At 69.9% G+C, this 13,670-nt stretch carries 18 protein-coding genes; 9 read left to right on the plus strand and 9 right to left on the minus strand.

The window, feature by feature from the left end:
- Nucleotides 1–945, plus strand: a 945-nt coding sequence (locus FV230_RS04925) for an SDR family oxidoreductase (protein ID WP_147841493.1), incomplete at its 5' end; no start/stop codon positions are given.
- Nucleotide 946: 1 nt separating this feature from the next.
- A complete protein-coding gene (locus FV230_RS04930) occupies nt 947–1,849 on the plus strand; it encodes an alpha/beta hydrolase (RefSeq protein ID WP_147841494.1) in 903 nt (300 codons plus the stop codon).
- A 25-nt stretch (nt 1,850–1,874) separates the two neighbouring features.
- Here the strand turns inward: FV230_RS04930 and FV230_RS04935 are convergent, their stop codons facing one another.
- From FV230_RS04935 to FV230_RS04945, 3 genes are all read right to left on the minus strand, one after another.
- On the minus strand, nt 1,875–2,327 hold the full coding sequence (locus tag FV230_RS04935) for a Crp/Fnr family transcriptional regulator (RefSeq protein WP_147841495.1): 453 nt from the start codon (nt 2,325–2,327) through the stop codon (nt 1,875–1,877).
- 66 nt (nt 2,328–2,393) lie between these two features.
- On the minus strand, nt 2,394–2,972 hold the full coding sequence (locus FV230_RS04940) for a methylated-DNA--[protein]-cysteine S-methyltransferase (RefSeq protein ID WP_147841496.1): 579 nt from the start codon (nt 2,970–2,972) through the stop codon (nt 2,394–2,396).
- Nucleotides 2,973–2,979: 7 nt separating this feature from the next.
- A complete protein-coding gene (locus tag FV230_RS04945; protein ID WP_147725679.1) occupies nt 2,980–3,666 on the minus strand; it encodes a response regulator transcription factor in 687 nt (228 codons plus the stop codon).
- Between the two features lie 281 nt (nt 3,667–3,947).
- On the opposite strand from FV230_RS04945, the gene FV230_RS04950 reads away from it, so the two are divergent.
- The 3 genes from FV230_RS04950 to FV230_RS04960 all read left to right on the plus strand — a co-directional run bounded on the left by FV230_RS04950 (nt 3,948) and on the right by FV230_RS04960 (nt 5,431).
- Nucleotides 3,948–4,523, plus strand: a complete 576-nt coding sequence (locus FV230_RS04950; RefSeq protein ID WP_147841497.1) for a L,D-transpeptidase family protein — start codon at nt 3,948–3,950, stop codon at nt 4,521–4,523.
- A 136-nt stretch (nt 4,524–4,659) separates the two neighbouring features.
- On the plus strand, nt 4,660–5,052 hold the full coding sequence (locus FV230_RS04955; protein WP_147841498.1) for a nuclear transport factor 2 family protein: 393 nt from the start codon (nt 4,660–4,662) through the stop codon (nt 5,050–5,052).
- Between the two features lie 190 nt (nt 5,053–5,242).
- A complete protein-coding gene (locus tag FV230_RS04960; RefSeq protein WP_147841499.1) occupies nt 5,243–5,431 on the plus strand; it encodes a hypothetical protein in 189 nt (62 codons plus the stop codon).
- Between the two features lie 84 nt (nt 5,432–5,515).
- Here the strand turns inward: FV230_RS04960 and FV230_RS04965 are convergent, their stop codons facing one another.
- From FV230_RS04965 to FV230_RS04975, 3 genes are all read right to left on the minus strand, one after another.
- Entirely contained in the window at nt 5,516–6,805 is a 1,290-nt protein-coding gene (locus tag FV230_RS04965) for an MFS transporter (protein WP_147841533.1), read from the minus strand.
- A 147-nt stretch (nt 6,806–6,952) separates the two neighbouring features.
- The gene (locus tag FV230_RS04970; RefSeq protein WP_147841500.1) at nt 6,953–8,371 is read right to left on the minus strand and encodes an FAD-binding oxidoreductase; all 1,419 of its coding nucleotides are present in this window, start codon (nt 8,369–8,371) and stop codon (nt 6,953–6,955) included.
- A 267-nt stretch (nt 8,372–8,638) separates the two neighbouring features.
- Nucleotides 8,639–8,905: a hypothetical protein gene (locus FV230_RS04975; RefSeq protein WP_147725674.1), complete on the minus strand. Its 267-nt coding sequence runs from the start codon at nt 8,903–8,905 to the stop codon at nt 8,639–8,641.
- Between the two features lie 582 nt (nt 8,906–9,487).
- Between FV230_RS04975 and FV230_RS04980 the strand changes: the two genes are divergently transcribed.
- Nucleotides 9,488–10,747 carry a site-specific integrase gene (locus tag FV230_RS04980; protein WP_147841501.1) on the plus strand — a complete coding sequence of 420 codons (1,260 nt, stop codon included), beginning with the start codon at nt 9,488–9,490 and terminating at the stop codon, nt 10,745–10,747.
- A gap of 281 nt (nt 10,748–11,028) precedes the next feature.
- On the opposite strand, the gene FV230_RS04985 is transcribed toward FV230_RS04980, so the two are convergent.
- From FV230_RS04985 to FV230_RS04995, 3 genes are read right to left on the minus strand one after another with little or no spacing between them, the layout of a single operon-like run.
- Nucleotides 11,029–11,403, minus strand: coding sequence for a hypothetical protein (locus FV230_RS04985; protein WP_147841502.1), 375 nt, complete (start codon nt 11,401–11,403; stop codon nt 11,029–11,031).
- Nucleotides 11,387–11,986 (minus strand): hypothetical protein, encoded by a 600-nt coding sequence (locus tag FV230_RS04990; protein WP_147841503.1) that lies wholly within the window; start codon nt 11,984–11,986, stop codon nt 11,387–11,389. Before FV230_RS04990 ends, FV230_RS04985 begins: the two co-directional genes overlap by 17 nt.
- A gap of 1 nt (nt 11,987) precedes the next feature.
- Nucleotides 11,988–12,236 (minus strand): hypothetical protein, encoded by a 249-nt coding sequence (locus FV230_RS04995; RefSeq protein ID WP_147841504.1) that lies wholly within the window; start codon nt 12,234–12,236, stop codon nt 11,988–11,990.
- Between the two features lie 131 nt (nt 12,237–12,367).
- On the opposite strand from FV230_RS04995, the gene FV230_RS05000 reads away from it, so the two are divergent.
- From FV230_RS05000 to FV230_RS05010, 3 genes are read left to right on the plus strand one after another with little or no spacing between them, the layout of a single operon-like run.
- Complete coding sequence (locus FV230_RS05000) at nt 12,368–12,628, plus strand: hypothetical protein (RefSeq protein WP_147841505.1); 261 nt, start codon at nt 12,368–12,370, stop codon at nt 12,626–12,628.
- On the plus strand, nt 12,625–13,107 hold the full coding sequence (locus FV230_RS05005; RefSeq protein WP_187275389.1) for a hypothetical protein: 483 nt from the start codon (nt 12,625–12,627) through the stop codon (nt 13,105–13,107). The genes FV230_RS05000 and FV230_RS05005 overlap by 4 nt, the downstream gene beginning before the upstream one ends.
- Nucleotides 13,108–13,111: 4 nt before the next feature.
- A complete protein-coding gene (locus FV230_RS05010; protein WP_147841507.1) occupies nt 13,112–13,669 on the plus strand; it encodes a hypothetical protein in 558 nt (185 codons plus the stop codon).
- The last annotated feature ends 1 nt before the right edge of the window (nt 13,670 follow it).

The raw sequence follows: 13,670 nt of genomic DNA on the forward strand, positions 1-13,670 counted from the left end.
GCCGGGGGCGCACGCGTGGTGCTGGCGGCCCGCAGCGCCGACGTGCTCGAGACCGTGCGGTCGGAAATAGAGGCGTCCGGCGGCCGGGCGATCGCCGTCGCCTGCGATGTCGGGAACCGGGCCGAGGTCCAGGCCGTGGCCGATCGCGCGGTGGCCGCGTTCGGCGGCTTCGACACCTGGGTGAACGTCGCCGGCCTTACCATCTACGGGCCGCTGCGCGAGGTGTCCGACGCGGACAACCTCCGCCTGATCCAGACCAACCTCTGGGGCACGGTGTTCGGGTCGCTCGTCGCGGTCGAGCACCTGCGCCGCCGCGGCGGTGCGCTGATCAACCTCGGCAGCGTCGCCTCCGACCTCGCCTTCCCGTTCCAGGGTATGTACGTGGCGAGCAAGCACGCCGTGAAGGGGTTCACTGACGCCCTGCGCATGGAGCTGCTGGCCGAGGATGCGCCGGTCTCGGTGACGCTGGTCAAGCCGACCTCGATCGACACGCCGCTGCCGCAGCGGGCGCGCAACTACATGGATCGGGAGCCGATGCTGCCGCCGCCGATCTACCCGCCCGGCGAGGTCGCGAACGCCATCCTGCACGCCGCCGTCCATCCGCAGCGCGACATCATCGTCGGCGGGGGCGGCAAGCTGATGGTGGCCGGCAAGGAATTCGCGCCGGGTGCCTACGATCTGCTGGCGCCGGCGATCATCGCGATGCAGAGGCGCGGCGAGGCACCGCGCGACCCGGCCGGCGCATTGCATGCGCCGAAGCATGCGGGCGCGGTCCGCGGCACCCAGCCCGGCTACGTGATGCGCACCAGCGTCTACACCCGGGCGACCCTGCATCCGGTCGCCGCGACGGCGGGGCTGATCGGGCTCGGCCTCGCCGCGCTGGCGCTGACGGGCATCGGCAGCAAGGCGGGCAATCCGTCCCGCGGGCGCAGGCGCTCGCTCTAGGATGGCCGCCCTGCTGCTCGACACGTCCGGCCTGCCCGGCCCTCCCCCCGAGACCCAGCGCATCGTCCCGCGCAAGATGGTCGACCTGCCGGACGGGCGGTCGATCGCCTATGCAGAGACCGGTGCCGGGCCGGACCTTGTCGCCATCCACGGCACGCTGATGACGCTGGAGGACATGTGGCTCGGTCCGGTGCCGGCGCTCGCCCGGCACTTCCGGGTGGTCGCCGTCGACCGGCCGGGGCACGGACTTAGCACCCGCGCCCGTGGAACCGACGCCTCGCCCTGGCGCCAGGCCGAGCTGATCCACACGGCCGTGCGATCGCTCGGGCTGCATCGCCCGGTGATCGTCGGGCATTCCTACGGCGGCGCCGTCGCGCTGGCCTACGGGCTGCTCTACCCCGACGACGTCGCCGGCATCGTGGCGCTCGCCCCGGTCTGCTTTCCCGAGCTTCGCCTCGAGCAGGTCCTGTTCGGCCCGCGCGCCGCCCCCGTGTCCGGCCCGGTGCTGTCGCGGGCTCTCGGCGCGTCCGCCGACCCGACGCTTCTGCCGATGCTGTGGAACGCGATGTTCCTGCCGCAGACGATGCCGAAGGCCTTCGCCGAGGCGTTCCCGTTCGGGTTCGCCGGGCGGTCCGGCCAGATCGTCGCCGAGGCGGAGGATGCGCTTTCGCTCTGGGCGGCGCTGAGCCGGAGCGCGGCGGCCTACGCGACCTGCCGCGTGCCGGTGCGGATCCTGGCGGGCGATGCCGACATCGTGGTCAACCCGATGATCCACGGCGCCCTGGCCGCCCGCTTGATCCCCGGCGCCCGTTACGAGCGGCTGCCGGGCATCGGGCACATGCTGCACCACTTCCGCGCCGATGCGGTGACGGAGGCCGCGCGCGCCGTCCTGCCACGATCCTGACCGCCGGCCACAGTGGCCCGGTCGCTCAATCCGCGTCGAGCATGGCGCGGACCCGGTCGAAGCCCCGGTTCAATCCGGTCAGGTCGTCGGCCAACGCGTCGTGGATCGCGGCCGCGGCGTCGGGGAACTCCTCCAGCACCCTACGCATCAGCGTCGGGGTGATGCGCATGACCTCCGCCGCGTCGCGCGCGGTGGCCTCGCTCGGCCGCTCGCCGCGGACGAACAGGGCGAGCCGCCCGATCAGCGCAGAGCGCCCGGCCAGGATCGTCTCGCCGCCGGGCACGCGCGGCTCGAGGGCGATCGTGCCCGACAGGACGATGAAGCCGCCGTCGGCAGGATCGCCGCGGGCGAACAGCCGCTCGCCGGGATCCAGCGACCGGCGCTCGGCGGCGAAGGTGAGCAGGCGCAGGGCGTCGCGCCCGAAGGCTTCGAACACCGGCGCGGCGGCGAGGATCGCGATGTCGTCTTCGATGCCCAACCCGCGCCGGTCCTTCCCCATCCGATCGGCGATCCTTAGCGGAAGCGTCGGGAACGGGGAACGGGCTTAACGCAGCAGCGCCGCCCCGAACAGGTCGGCGTGACGCTCCACGCCGCCGAGCCCGACATGGCGGGCCTCGTGGTCGAGAAGCCAGCGCTTGCGTTCCAGGCCGCCGCCGTAACCGGTGAGCGTGCCGTTCGCGCCGACGACGCGGTGGCACGGTACCACCACGCAGATCGGGTTCGCACCGTTGGCGGCGCCGACCGGGCGCACCGCGCGCGGATGCCCGATTCGCGCCGCGAGCGCGCCGTAGCTCTCGGTCGTTCCGGGTGGCACGGCGCGCAACGCAGCCCAGACTGCCCGCTGCAGCAGGGTCCCGCCGGTGGCCGTCTCGATCGCGTCGATGGCGGTGAGGTCGCCGTCGAAGTAGTCCGCGAGCGCGCGCAAGGCCCGGCTCGGATGCGGGCTGTCGGCGATCGACCAGCCGCCGCGGCCGTAGCCGCGTTCGAGCAGCGTTTCCATGCGGTCGCGATAATCGTCGAAGTCGGCGACCCGCAGCCGCCCGTCCGCGTCGGTGAGGAGGACGAGCGTTCCGATCGGGCTCGCAAGGGTCTCGCGCCGAAGGGCGACCGGGGCGGCCCTCATGCCGGCATCACGGCAGCAGCTTGTAGCCGCCGCCCTCGGTGACGAGAATCGCGGCGAGCCCCGGATTCGGCTCGATCTTCTGCCGGAGCCGGTAGATGTGGGTCTCGAGCGTATGCGTCGTGACCTGCGCGTTGTAGCCCCAGACCTCGGCGAGCAGCGTGTCGCGGCCGACCACCTCGCGCCCGGCGCGATAGAGGAAGCGCAGGATCGCGGTCTCCTTCTCGGTCAGCTTCAGCTTGGAGCCGCGCTCGCCGACCAGGAGCTTCGCGCCCGGCTTGAAGGTGTAGGGGCCGATCTGGAAGACCGCGTCCTCGGACGCTTCGTGGCTGCGCAGGTGCGCGCGGATGCGGGCGAGCAGGATCGCGAACTTGAACGGCTTGGTGACGTAGTCGTTGGCGCCCGCCTCGAGGCCCTCGACGGTGTCGGCCTCGGAATCCTGCGCCGTCAGCATGATGACCGGCCCCTTGAAGCCGTTCTTCCGCATCAGGCGGACGGCCTCGCGCCCATCCATGTCGGGCAGCCCGACATCCATCACCGCGAGATCGATCCGGTCGGCGGCGACGCGGGCGATGGCCCGGCCCGCATCGACCTCGGCGACCACCGTGAACTCCTCGCAGAGGTCGAGCTGCTCGGTGAGGGTCTCGCGCAGGATCGCGTCGTCGTCGCAGATGAGAAGGCGGTATGCGTTGGACATCGTCCGAGGAACTCTTCGACAGGGCACGACCGGAACGAGTCGTGCCCCGGAACTCCGGCGCGCGGGCGATCTCGCTCCCAAAAAAACCCGAGGGTTCTTCGACCCGGGTAGTCGCCTTAGAATAACGCGCTTTTCGCGGCGGGGAATTGCCTTGTGCACAATTATTCGACCATTTCGGTGACATCCTGCCCGTATGGTCCTCGCAGGACGGGGCCGGCACGGGCGGGCGGAGCCGATCGGGGCCCCGAACGCCGAGCCTGGAATCACTCTCGCGCAGCATCATGATTCAACGACCTCGCCCTCCCCGAACCGGCTCCCGACCCGGCAAGACGACCACCCTGGCGACGCTTCGCGTGCACCCGCGCGTCGGCGACCGGCGCAAGGGCCTGCTGCAGGCCGGCGACGCCATCATCCCCTGCGCCCTGGGAAGCGGCGGCATCGTGCAGGTGAAGCGCGAGGGCGACGGCGGATCGCCGCGCGGTCGCGTCCGCCTGCGCGGCGGCAGCTATCGGCCCGACCATCTTCCTCGCCCTGCCACCGCCCTCCCCTTACGCCGGACGGCGCCGGGCGACGGCTGGTGCGACGACGTCCGCGACCGCCGCTACAACCGGCCGATCGCCCTGCCCGCGCCGGGAGTGAGCGTGGAACGGATGTGGCGTGACGACGGTCTCTACGACGTGGTGATCGACCTCGACCACAACCGCGGCCCGATCCGCCCCGGCCGCGGCTCGGCGATCTTCCTGCACATCGCCCGGCCGGGCTACACGCCGACGGAGGGCTGCGTCGCGCTCAAGCGCGCCGACCTGCTCCGGCTCCTGCGCCGCCTCGGGCCGCGCACCAGGCTCGTGATCGGGTGATCGCGCGAGGATCGAGACCAGGACCGTCGGCCGCCATGAAGCCGTGACACCAGAATTTTTGCCTATCCGTGGCTTCTCAACTGGCATCTGGGCCGATACCCTCCTCGCGCAGATCGCCACCGCCGGAGGATGAGCCGTGCCGGACGAGACCAAGACGCCGGACGCGCCGGACTACGACCGCCTGCTGCGCGCGAATCTCGAACGCATCTTCAACGAACGCGACGGCGCGAAGCGCGAGCGCGCCCTCGATGAGCTCTTCGTCGCCGACCCGGTCATGTACGAGCCGACGACCGTCGTCGTGGGCCGTGCGGCGATCTCCGAGATCGCCGGCAAGCTTCTCGAGCAGTTCGGGCCGGACTTCCGCTTCGCGCCCGATGGCGTCGCGGTCGGGCATCACGGGCTCGGCGTCCTGCGCTGGAAAGGCGGCCCTCGGAACGGGCCGGTCGTCGTCACCGGCGCGGACGTCGCGAACGTCGTCGATGGGCGGATCACCCGCCTCTGGGTCATGCTGGACCCGCCGAAAACCTAGGGGCGCGTCGAGCACCACCGCGTGCGCCACGATGTGAGGTCTTCGCCGGCGTGCGGGGGGCCATCGGCGACGGGCGGTCGACTTCGGACCGCAGGCGGACCGTCGACCGAACCGATCCCCCTCCGGCCGGTACAGACTTTTGAAGCGTCGGCATAACTAGCCCTTCACCGACGCCGGGTCATGATGCGCCATGACCAGCCCCGTCGCCCGAGCCGTCCAGATCCAGGCCGGTGCCCTGTCTCAGTCGATCGGCACCGCCGTCGCGCATCAGCAGATCGACGCCCAGAAGGCGGTCGCCGCACTGGTCGCGGAGACGGCGGTTGCCGTTTCGCCCCCGGTGCAGGCCGGTCAGGGACAGGTCGTCGACCGAACGGTGTAGCCGCCACCTGCGCCATGGTCGTAAGCGGCGCCCGCGATCGGGCTCGATGCTTGATCGCGATGTGTCGGACGCCGGCACGCGGTTTCAGCCGGCGGCCGGCACCGCACCCGGCACCGCCTCCCGCCGCGGCGGGCTCAGCGTGAGGATCAGCGCCGAGGCGACGAGGCACAGCGCGCCTGCGGCGAAGAAGGCCGGCAGGTAGCTCTGCAGCTCGGTCCGCGAGAGGCCGGCGCCGAAGGCCGCCGTCGCCGCGCCGAGCTGGTGCCCGGCGAAGACCCAGCCGAAGACCACGTTGGCGCGCTCGCGCCCGAACCGCTGCGCCGCCAGCTTCACCGTCGGCGGCACGGTGGCGATCCAGTCGAGGCCGTAGAACACCGCGAACAGCGACAGCCCGGCGAAGGAGAAATCGGAGAACGGCAGGCACAGGAGCGAGAGCCCGCGCAGGCCGTAGTACCAGAACAGGAGCCAGCGGTTGTCGTAGCGGTCCGACAGCCAGCCCGAGGCGACCGTGCCGACGAAGTCGAACACGCCCATGCCGGCGAGCACGCTCGCCGCCTGGACCGGGCGCAGGCCGTAATCGGCGCAGAGCGGGATGAAGTGGGTCTGGATCAGCCCGTTGGTGCTCGCGCCGCAGATGAAGAAGGTGAGGAACAGCACCCAGAACACCCGCGTCCGCGCGGCCTCGCGAAGCGCCGCGATGGCGCCGACGGCGGGCCCGCGCGGCGGGGCGGCATTCGCCGCCGTCTCGCCGTAGGGCAGCAGGCCGACATCCTCCGGCCGGTCGCGCAGCAACAGGAACACGAAGAGGGCCGCCAGCGTGAGCAGGCTGCAGACCGTGAGCAGGGCGGCGCGCCAGCCGAGCGCCTCGGTCAGCGCGGCGAGGATCGGCAGCACGATCAGCTGGCCGGTGGCCGAGCTCGCGGTGAGCAGCCCGACGACGAGGCCGCGCCGATGCGAGAACCAGCGCGTCGCCACCGTCGCTCCGAGCACCAGCGCGGTCAGCCCGGTGCCCACGCCAACCACGATGCCCCAGAGCAGGATCAGCTGCCAGAGCTGCGTCATCGCGAGCGAGGCCAGCAACCCCGAGGCGATCAGCGCCAATGCCGCCAGCACGATCCGGCGCGGGCCGTAGCGGTTCATCAGGGCGGCGGCGAAGGGGCCCATCAAACCGAACAGCACGAGGCGGATCGCCAGTGCCGAGGAGATCGAGGCGGTGTCCCACCCGAATTCGGTCTGCAGCGGCAGGATCAGCACGCCGGGCGCCCCGACCGCGCCGGCCGTGACCAGCATGGTGAGGAAGGTGACCGCGGCCGAGACCCAGCCATAATGCACGCCGCGGCGCGCCAGCGCCCGGGCGAGCGCGCCGGACAGCACAGGGGACGGACTGGCGACCATCATCACATCCTCGACCGATTCGGTGCGCCCCCGCCCGAAACAGGCATATGCATGTATTTCGGCGGGACGCCAAGCTCGGATTTCCGGCGAAGCGGCGGACCGAACGGAGCCGGCGCGCGTGCGTCGCTAGTCGCGTCCGCCCATGGCGCCGGCGTTCATCAGCGCGTCCGGGTCGATGGCGGCCTTGACGGTCTCGATCAGGGCGAGCCGGGTCGGGTCGGCGTAGCGGCGGAGCAGGTCGCGCTTGAACCGGCCGATGCCGTACTCGGCGCTGAAGCTGCCGCCGAGATCGATCGCCACCGCGTAGAGGTCGTGCGCGATGCCCGCCTCGACCCGGCGGGTGAAGGCGAGGCGGTCCTCGCCCGCCGGCACCATCAGGTTGTAGTGGACGTTGCCGTCGCCGACATGGCCATAGAAGGACAGGCGCACGCCCGGCATCCGCTCCGCCACCAGCGCACCGCCGCGGGCCAGGAACGCGCCGAGCTGCGAGACCGGCACCGCGATGTCGAGCTTGACCGAGCCACCGGCCTGCTTCTCGCCCTCGGGGATGGTCTCGCGCACGGTCCACATCGCCCGGCGCTGCGCCTCGGAGCTCGCCAGCACCGCATCGGTGATCCATGCCCGTTCCATCAGGGCTTCGAGGGCCGCCATCAGCACGTCGTCAAGCGGGATGTGACGCGACGAGGACGAGAGCTCGAGCAGCACCGCCCCGCCGGCTCCGGTGGCGAAGCCGGTCGCGGCGCCGCGCATCTCGGCGACCAGAGCGAGCGACGAGGCCGAGATCAGTTCGAAGGTCGAGACCAGGTCCGAGGTCTCGCGGCGCAGGAACGCGGCGATCTCCGAGATCGGCGCGCCGGCGGCGAGCTGCAGCCACGCGGTCGCGCGGAAGCTCTGCGCCGGCCACAGCTTCAGCACCACCCCGGTGACGATGCCGAGCGTGCCCTCGGCGCCGACGAAGAGCTGCTTCAGGTCGTAGCCGATGTTGTTCTTGCGCAGCCGCTTCATGTCGGAGAGCAGCGACCCGTCCGGCAGGACCGCCTCCAGCCCGAGGACCAGGTCGCGGGTCATGCCGTAGCGCAGCACCTGTAGGCCGCCGGCATTGGTTCCGAGGTTGCCGCCGAGGCGGCAGCTTCCCTCCGCGCCGAGGCTCAGCGGCAGGAGGAGGTCGTGCGCGGCCGCGGCCGCCTGAGCGTCGGCGAGGATCGCCCCGGCATCGCAGGCGAGCGAGAAATCGAGGGGATCGACCGATCGGATCCGCGTCATCCGCTCCAGGCTGACGACCAGCTGCCGCCGCCCGGCCTGCGGCGTCGCCCCGCCGACGTAGCCGGTGTTGCCGCCCTGCGGCACGAGCCCGAAGCCCGCGGCCTTCGCGAGGCGCACGAGCGCCTGCACCTCGGCGACCGACCGCGGCCGCAGCACGGCCGCCGTCTCGCCCTGCATCAGGTCGCGCTGGTCCCGGGTGTAGCGCCCGGTGTCGGAGCCGGTCAGCACCCCACCCTCGCCGAGGAGGCTGCGGAACGGAGCGACGGCATCGGAGAGGGTCATGACAGCTCGCGCGGGTTTCGGACCTCGGGCGCGGACCATGTCGCCCCAACGCCCGGTTGAAAAGCCGCGACCGGGCCGCAGCCGGTCGATCCGCCTCGGACGCATGAGAAAGCGGCAGGGCTCGTACCCCGCCGCTGGATCTCGGCCCTCTGCTCGGGCGCGCCGCCTTCCACCGACGACGGCCCGCGCGTTACGACCGTCGCGATCACGCCGCGGGGAATGACCCGACGGACGACGTCGGCGACGACCTCCAGGCCCGCCAGCCGATCAGCAGCGATTGCCGCCGGCGGTCTGGCCGTACTGCTTCACCGGGAAGTTCTGCTGGTTGGCATTGCCCTCGGCGGCGGAACTCATCCGGCAGGTAGCCGGATTGCGGTCGAACCGCTGATCGAAGCCGTCGAACGAACCCGTCGTCTCGACGTCGTAGGGCGCAAAACCGGTGTAACGCGCCGGACGGTCGTAGGCCATTGCCGACGAGATCGTGGCGACGCCAAGAATAGTAGCGGCGGCGATGGCGGCGATACGGGTCTTCATGATGGCGTCTCGGCTCCTCTGCAGGACAAACCCTGATCCGGGTCCGTTTCTCTCTGCTTGAGACTGAGATGGTGAGCCGCTTACATTTTCGACGTGCCGCCGCGCACGCACCGGCCGGGATTAAAAAGCTTGCCGAATCTACAGCAGGTCGCCAGCGTCGGCGTCCTCGTTCGGCAAGATTGCAAGCTTGCGCTGGGGGCGGGCCGCGAGCGCCGCATCGGCTCCAGGCGGCAGCGTGATGCCACCCCGCGGGATCGCATGGTCCAGGTGATCGCTCCAACGACGTCGAGCCGATCGGGCGCACAGGGTCACCGCTGCGCGAGCGGCAGACATCGATTCGAGCTGAAGTGTTCAGGACCGTTGCGGAGAGCGCAACCAAAATGGTGCCGCTTGAGGGATTCGAACCCCCGACCCCCTCATTACGAAACACGGGTTATAGCTCGCAACAGTTGACAGGACTGCTTACCGGCCGCCAAAAGTGCTGACCGCGAGAGGGCTTGCCCACGGGTAACCCCTCATCATGCGCGCGGGAGCGAGCGTGGGCATCCGCCGCGCTGCTTACCATGTGCTTACCGGGGTGCGATGCGGCTCACGAACCAGACCGCAGCTGCCGTCGTGCTTCCCGCCGGGCGCGACAAGCTCGTGGTGTTCGACGACGACCTGCCCGGCTTCGGTTTGAGCCTCAGCAAGGGCGGCTCGCGGACCTGGGTCGTGCAGTACCGGAACGCGCTGGGGCAATCGAAGCGGGAGACGCTGGGCAAGGTCGGCGTGCTCACCGCGAGCGACGCGCGCCGCGCCGCCGGCGAACGCCTGGCGCGGGCGAAGCTCGGCGAGGATCCGCACGCTGAAAAGGTGAAGGCCAAGGCCCGCGCGGCGATCACCTTCGGCGCCGGCGTCGAGCCCTACCTCGAGGCGGTCGCCCCGAAGCTACGTCCGGCCTATCTCAGCGAGGCGTCTCGCTACCTGCGGACGGTGTGGCGCCCGCTGCATCGGCTGCCGCTCCATTCGGTCGGCCGACAGCAGATCGCCGATCGCCTGGCGGAGATCCGTCGAGAGACCGGCCCGCACGCGGCGAACCGCGCCCGCTCAGCCCTCTCGGCGCACTTCGCGTGGCTGGTCGGGACCGGGGCGGCCGAGATCAACCCGGTGATCGGCGTGCCGAAGCCGGCGCCCGAGGTCCGGCGCGCCCGCATCCTCACCGAAGACGAGGTTGCCAAGGTGCTCGGCGCGTGCCGGAACGACGACTTCGGCCGGATCGTTCGGTTGCTGCTGCTGACCGGCCAGCGCCGCGACGAGGTCGCCGGCATGGCGTGGCTCGAGGTCGACCTTGCCGGCGCGCTCTGGTCGCTGCCGGCGCATCGGGTGAAGAACGGGCAGGATCACGACGTCCCGTTGTCGGCCCCTGCCCTGCAGATCCTCACCGCCACCGAGCATATCGAGGGCCGGACCCTCGTATTCGGCCAGGGCGACGGCGGATTCCAGGGATTCTCGCGGGCGAAGGCGGCGCTCGACGCGCGCGCGGGCGTGACAGGCTGGCGGCTGCACGACCTGCGGCGCACCGCGGCGACGCTGATGGCTGATCGGCTCAAGGTGCTACCGCACGTGGTCGAGGCCGTCCTGAACCACATCTCGGGTCACAAGGCCGGCGTGGCCGGCATCTACAACCGGGCGGTCTACGCCTCGGAGAAGCGCGAAGCCCTAGACCTTCTCGGCACCTATCTCGCGGGTCTTGAGCCACGCATCCAGGTCACCCCGGCGGACGCCCAAGCGCCGCTCGCTCAGCCGAAGAAGCGTCGGGCCGCGCCCGTCCTTGCAGATCCGGCGAAGGGTCGCCGTACTTAGCCCGACCTCGCGGGCGGCCGCCTGAAACGGCACGACGTGGCGTGCGGTATCGATCATGGCCTCCTCGCCTGCTGCTGTCCGTGATTCCGCTCGCGCCTTGCCCTACCCATCAGCGTCGTCCCGTCCCCGAGCGGGCGGAGGGGAGGGGTCGCCAAAATACCCGATGGTGGCGGCGAGGCAGGCCAACGATAGGTTGGGCACTGCCACGCCTACAGATCCGAACATCGCCGCCGAGGTTGCCGCAAAAAGCACGTTCATGACGATGAAGCGATTTAAGCGGCTCATGGCTGGTCTCCCTCCCCCTCGCGCGCGGGCGGATTGAGGGCAGCGGGATCAAGAGCGCTGATGTCCTCATCAATCAGACCGCATGCGCCGCCGAAGAATTGCTGGATCTCGCGGGCTTGGTAGCGCGACTTAGTGAGGGCCGGCCGGTAATTCTTCCGCACGTTCCGAACGACGGCGAGGCATGCCGCCTTCGTCGCCTCCGCCTCAGACCGACCCGTACCGGTGGATCGGAGTGCGGCGAGGATCGTCCGCCACTCGTCAGGCTTGAAGGTCATGCCGTCGTGCCCCTTGGCGAGGGCTGCGTTGATGCGCGCTGCGATCCAGCCCAGGCGCTCAGCTTCAGTCGCGGGCTTCTCAGTCACGCTGGCCATCGGTCGTTCCTCCTGTGACGGTGAGAGCGCGGGCGGCGACGTCTGCCATGTCGTGCGCCACGGTCATTTCGCAGGTGGCCGGGCACGCGTCGGCGATCGCGGCAAGAGCCCCGCGCAGCCGCGCCACCTCATCGGCGAGCCGGTCGCGGTCGGCGGTGGCAAGCCGGTGCTCTTCTCGCCACGCCTGGGCCTCGCCGAGGGCGGCAGTCCAGCCCTTGTGATTGCCCTCCGCGCGGGCCTCGGCGGCGGTGATGCGGTCGAGGAGGGCTTGCCCGAACTTCGCGGCGTCGGCCTCGCTCGGTTCGTCTCCGAGGGTGATCGCGTCGCAAGCCGGGCAGTAGATGTCCGAGTCGTCGCCACCACTATCGGTGCCGCATAGCTCGGACGAACCGACCCAGCCGCAGTGCTCGCACTCCATCAGGAAATAGCGAGCGCGAACCGGGATCGGCGCCACTGCGCGCGGTAGGCTGGCCTTGCGGGCTGCTTCTTCAGCCGCGATCTCGGCTTGCATCTCCGCGTCGGTCGGCTCGTGCCGTTCCCGCTCCTCCGCTGAGGCGGCGCGGTGGGGTGTGGGGGCGGTCATGTCAGTGCGCCTTTTCTCTCGGGGGCGCTTCGTCCATGGCTTGGCCGACGACCTCCTCCGTTCGGCTTAGCGGTCCTTGGCTCACACGAACCATGATCGCATCGGCGGCATTCTCGTAAGCAAGCGCACGCTGCTCGCCTTTCGCCGGGTCGATGAAGGGATCGTTCCGCGCCGTGTCGGCATAGGAGCGGCAAACTTCAGCCGCTTCCTTCATGCCCCTGCGCCATTCGTCGGTGCGATCGTCGCTCATGCTCCGTTCCCTCTCTTGGCCGGAGAGGGAGCCGGGCGGGCGGCAGGGACGAAGTGGTTCGGAAGCTCGCTGGGCAAAATCCACGATAGCCGCTTGCTGCCGACCTTCCGGTAGATGACGAGGCTGTGCGGATGAGGCTCGCCGTACTCGTCAAGCTGCTGGCCCATGGCCTCACCCAGCACCTCGTACTCGGTGCCGCGCTTCACATGCTGGACGCGCTCGGGGGTCTCCGCATCACCCTCGGCAACGGGCCAGGCGGCGAGGATGGCGTCGGCTTTGGCGAGAGCGGCGTTCCAGCAGGTTTCGGCATAGTCTGCCGCGGCGCGAGCTTCGGTGCACGCCTGCTCTCGGCCCTCGCCTTGGGTGCGAGGCGGTCGTCCGGACGGCGGTGACGCACATCGCCGCCGGCGCCAGCGAGGCGACCTACGAGCGCAACGCCGACCTGATTTCGGGCGTGCGCTGGGTCTCGGTTCTCGACAGCCGGACGACGCCGGTCTGCATGGCCCGCGACGGCAAGGTCTACGAGCCGGGCAAGGGACCGCGGCCGCCGGCGCACTGGCGCTGCCGGTCCACAACGACGCCGGTCATCAAGAGCTTCCGCGACCTCGGCATCGACCTCGACGAGGTGCCGGCCGGGACGAGGGCGAGCATGGACGGCCAGGTGCCTGCCGACCTCACCTATGGGGCGTGGCTCGCGAAGCAGCCCGCATCGGTCCAAGACGAGATCCTGGGTCCGACGAAGGGCCTGCTGTTCCGCAAGGGTGAGGTGCCGGTCGACCGGTTCGTGGATCGGTCGGGGCACGCCTACACGATCGACGAGCTGCGGCGGCGGGAGCGCGGGGCTTTCCGGAAAGCGGGCTTAGCGGCATAGTGCCGTGATGATACTCGCCGCGCTTGAGAGCCGACTGCCCACATTGCTCGCAGCGGCAGAGATTCAATTCGGCCCTAAGGAGCCGGGCTGGGCAATTGCTGGGGTAGCAACCGCAGATAACGGCCCGGTACTTCATCGATCGGCGAATGACGAGTTGACTGTCTACCTCAACTCTAAACTTCACACCGAGGATCAAGGGCTGTTTCAGCTAGCGCATGAAGTGGTCCACCTTCTGGCGCCGGTCAGGAAAGAGTTCGCAAACACCTTAGAGGAAGGCTGCGCAGTGTGGTTCAGTCTTTACGGTGTTTCTTATCAACACCCAGGATATGCAGACAAAGCAAAAAGTTACATTGAAAATGATCCAAGTGCCGCAAAATACAAAGCAGCTCTAAAGGATGTCGTCGAATTGCTCTCGATAGACGAGCAGGCGGTCAGGAAGATTCGGGGAATATGCCCTCGGTTCGAAAACGTAACTGCTGGTCTCATCACCGAGATACTTCCAAACGTGCCTCTTGATTTGGCGCATCGGCTGGTCGAGCTCCAGCAGATGCGCGTTATGTGAT

The organism is Methylobacterium sp. WL6 (assembly GCF_008040095.1).
Classification (GTDB): domain Bacteria; phylum Pseudomonadota; class Alphaproteobacteria; order Rhizobiales; family Beijerinckiaceae; genus Methylobacterium.

Excerpts from the sequence above, each read along its gene's own strand:
- FV230_RS05000 (WP_147841505.1), top strand. The coding sequence starts at position 12,368 with ATGAGGCTCGCCGTACTCGTCAAGCTGCTGGCCCATGGCCTCACCCAG.
- FV230_RS04985 (WP_147841502.1), bottom strand. The coding sequence starts at position 11,403 with ATGGCCAGCGTGACTGAGAAGCCCGCGACTGAAGCTGAGCGCCTGGGC.
- FV230_RS04930 (WP_147841494.1), top strand. The coding sequence starts at position 947 with ATGGCCGCCCTGCTGCTCGACACGTCCGGCCTGCCCGGCCCTCCCCCC.
- FV230_RS04990 (WP_147841503.1), bottom strand. The coding sequence starts at position 11,986 with ATGACCGCCCCCACACCCCACCGCGCCGCCTCAGCGGAGGAGCGGGAA.
- FV230_RS04980 (WP_147841501.1), top strand. The coding sequence starts at position 9,488 with ATGCGGCTCACGAACCAGACCGCAGCTGCCGTCGTGCTTCCCGCCGGG.
- FV230_RS04945 (WP_147725679.1), bottom strand. The coding sequence starts at position 3,666 with ATGTCCAACGCATACCGCCTTCTCATCTGCGACGACGACGCGATCCTG.
- FV230_RS04995 (WP_147841504.1), bottom strand. The coding sequence starts at position 12,236 with ATGAGCGACGATCGCACCGACGAATGGCGCAGGGGCATGAAGGAAGCG.
- FV230_RS04975 (WP_147725674.1), bottom strand. The coding sequence starts at position 8,905 with ATGAAGACCCGTATCGCCGCCATCGCCGCCGCTACTATTCTTGGCGTC.
- FV230_RS04940 (WP_147841496.1), bottom strand. The coding sequence starts at position 2,972 with ATGAGGGCCGCCCCGGTCGCCCTTCGGCGCGAGACCCTTGCGAGCCCG.
- FV230_RS04970 (WP_147841500.1), bottom strand. The coding sequence starts at position 8,371 with ATGACCCTCTCCGATGCCGTCGCTCCGTTCCGCAGCCTCCTCGGCGAG.
- FV230_RS04950 (WP_147841497.1), top strand. The coding sequence starts at position 3,948 with ATGATTCAACGACCTCGCCCTCCCCGAACCGGCTCCCGACCCGGCAAG.
- FV230_RS04960 (WP_147841499.1), top strand. The coding sequence starts at position 5,243 with ATGACCAGCCCCGTCGCCCGAGCCGTCCAGATCCAGGCCGGTGCCCTG.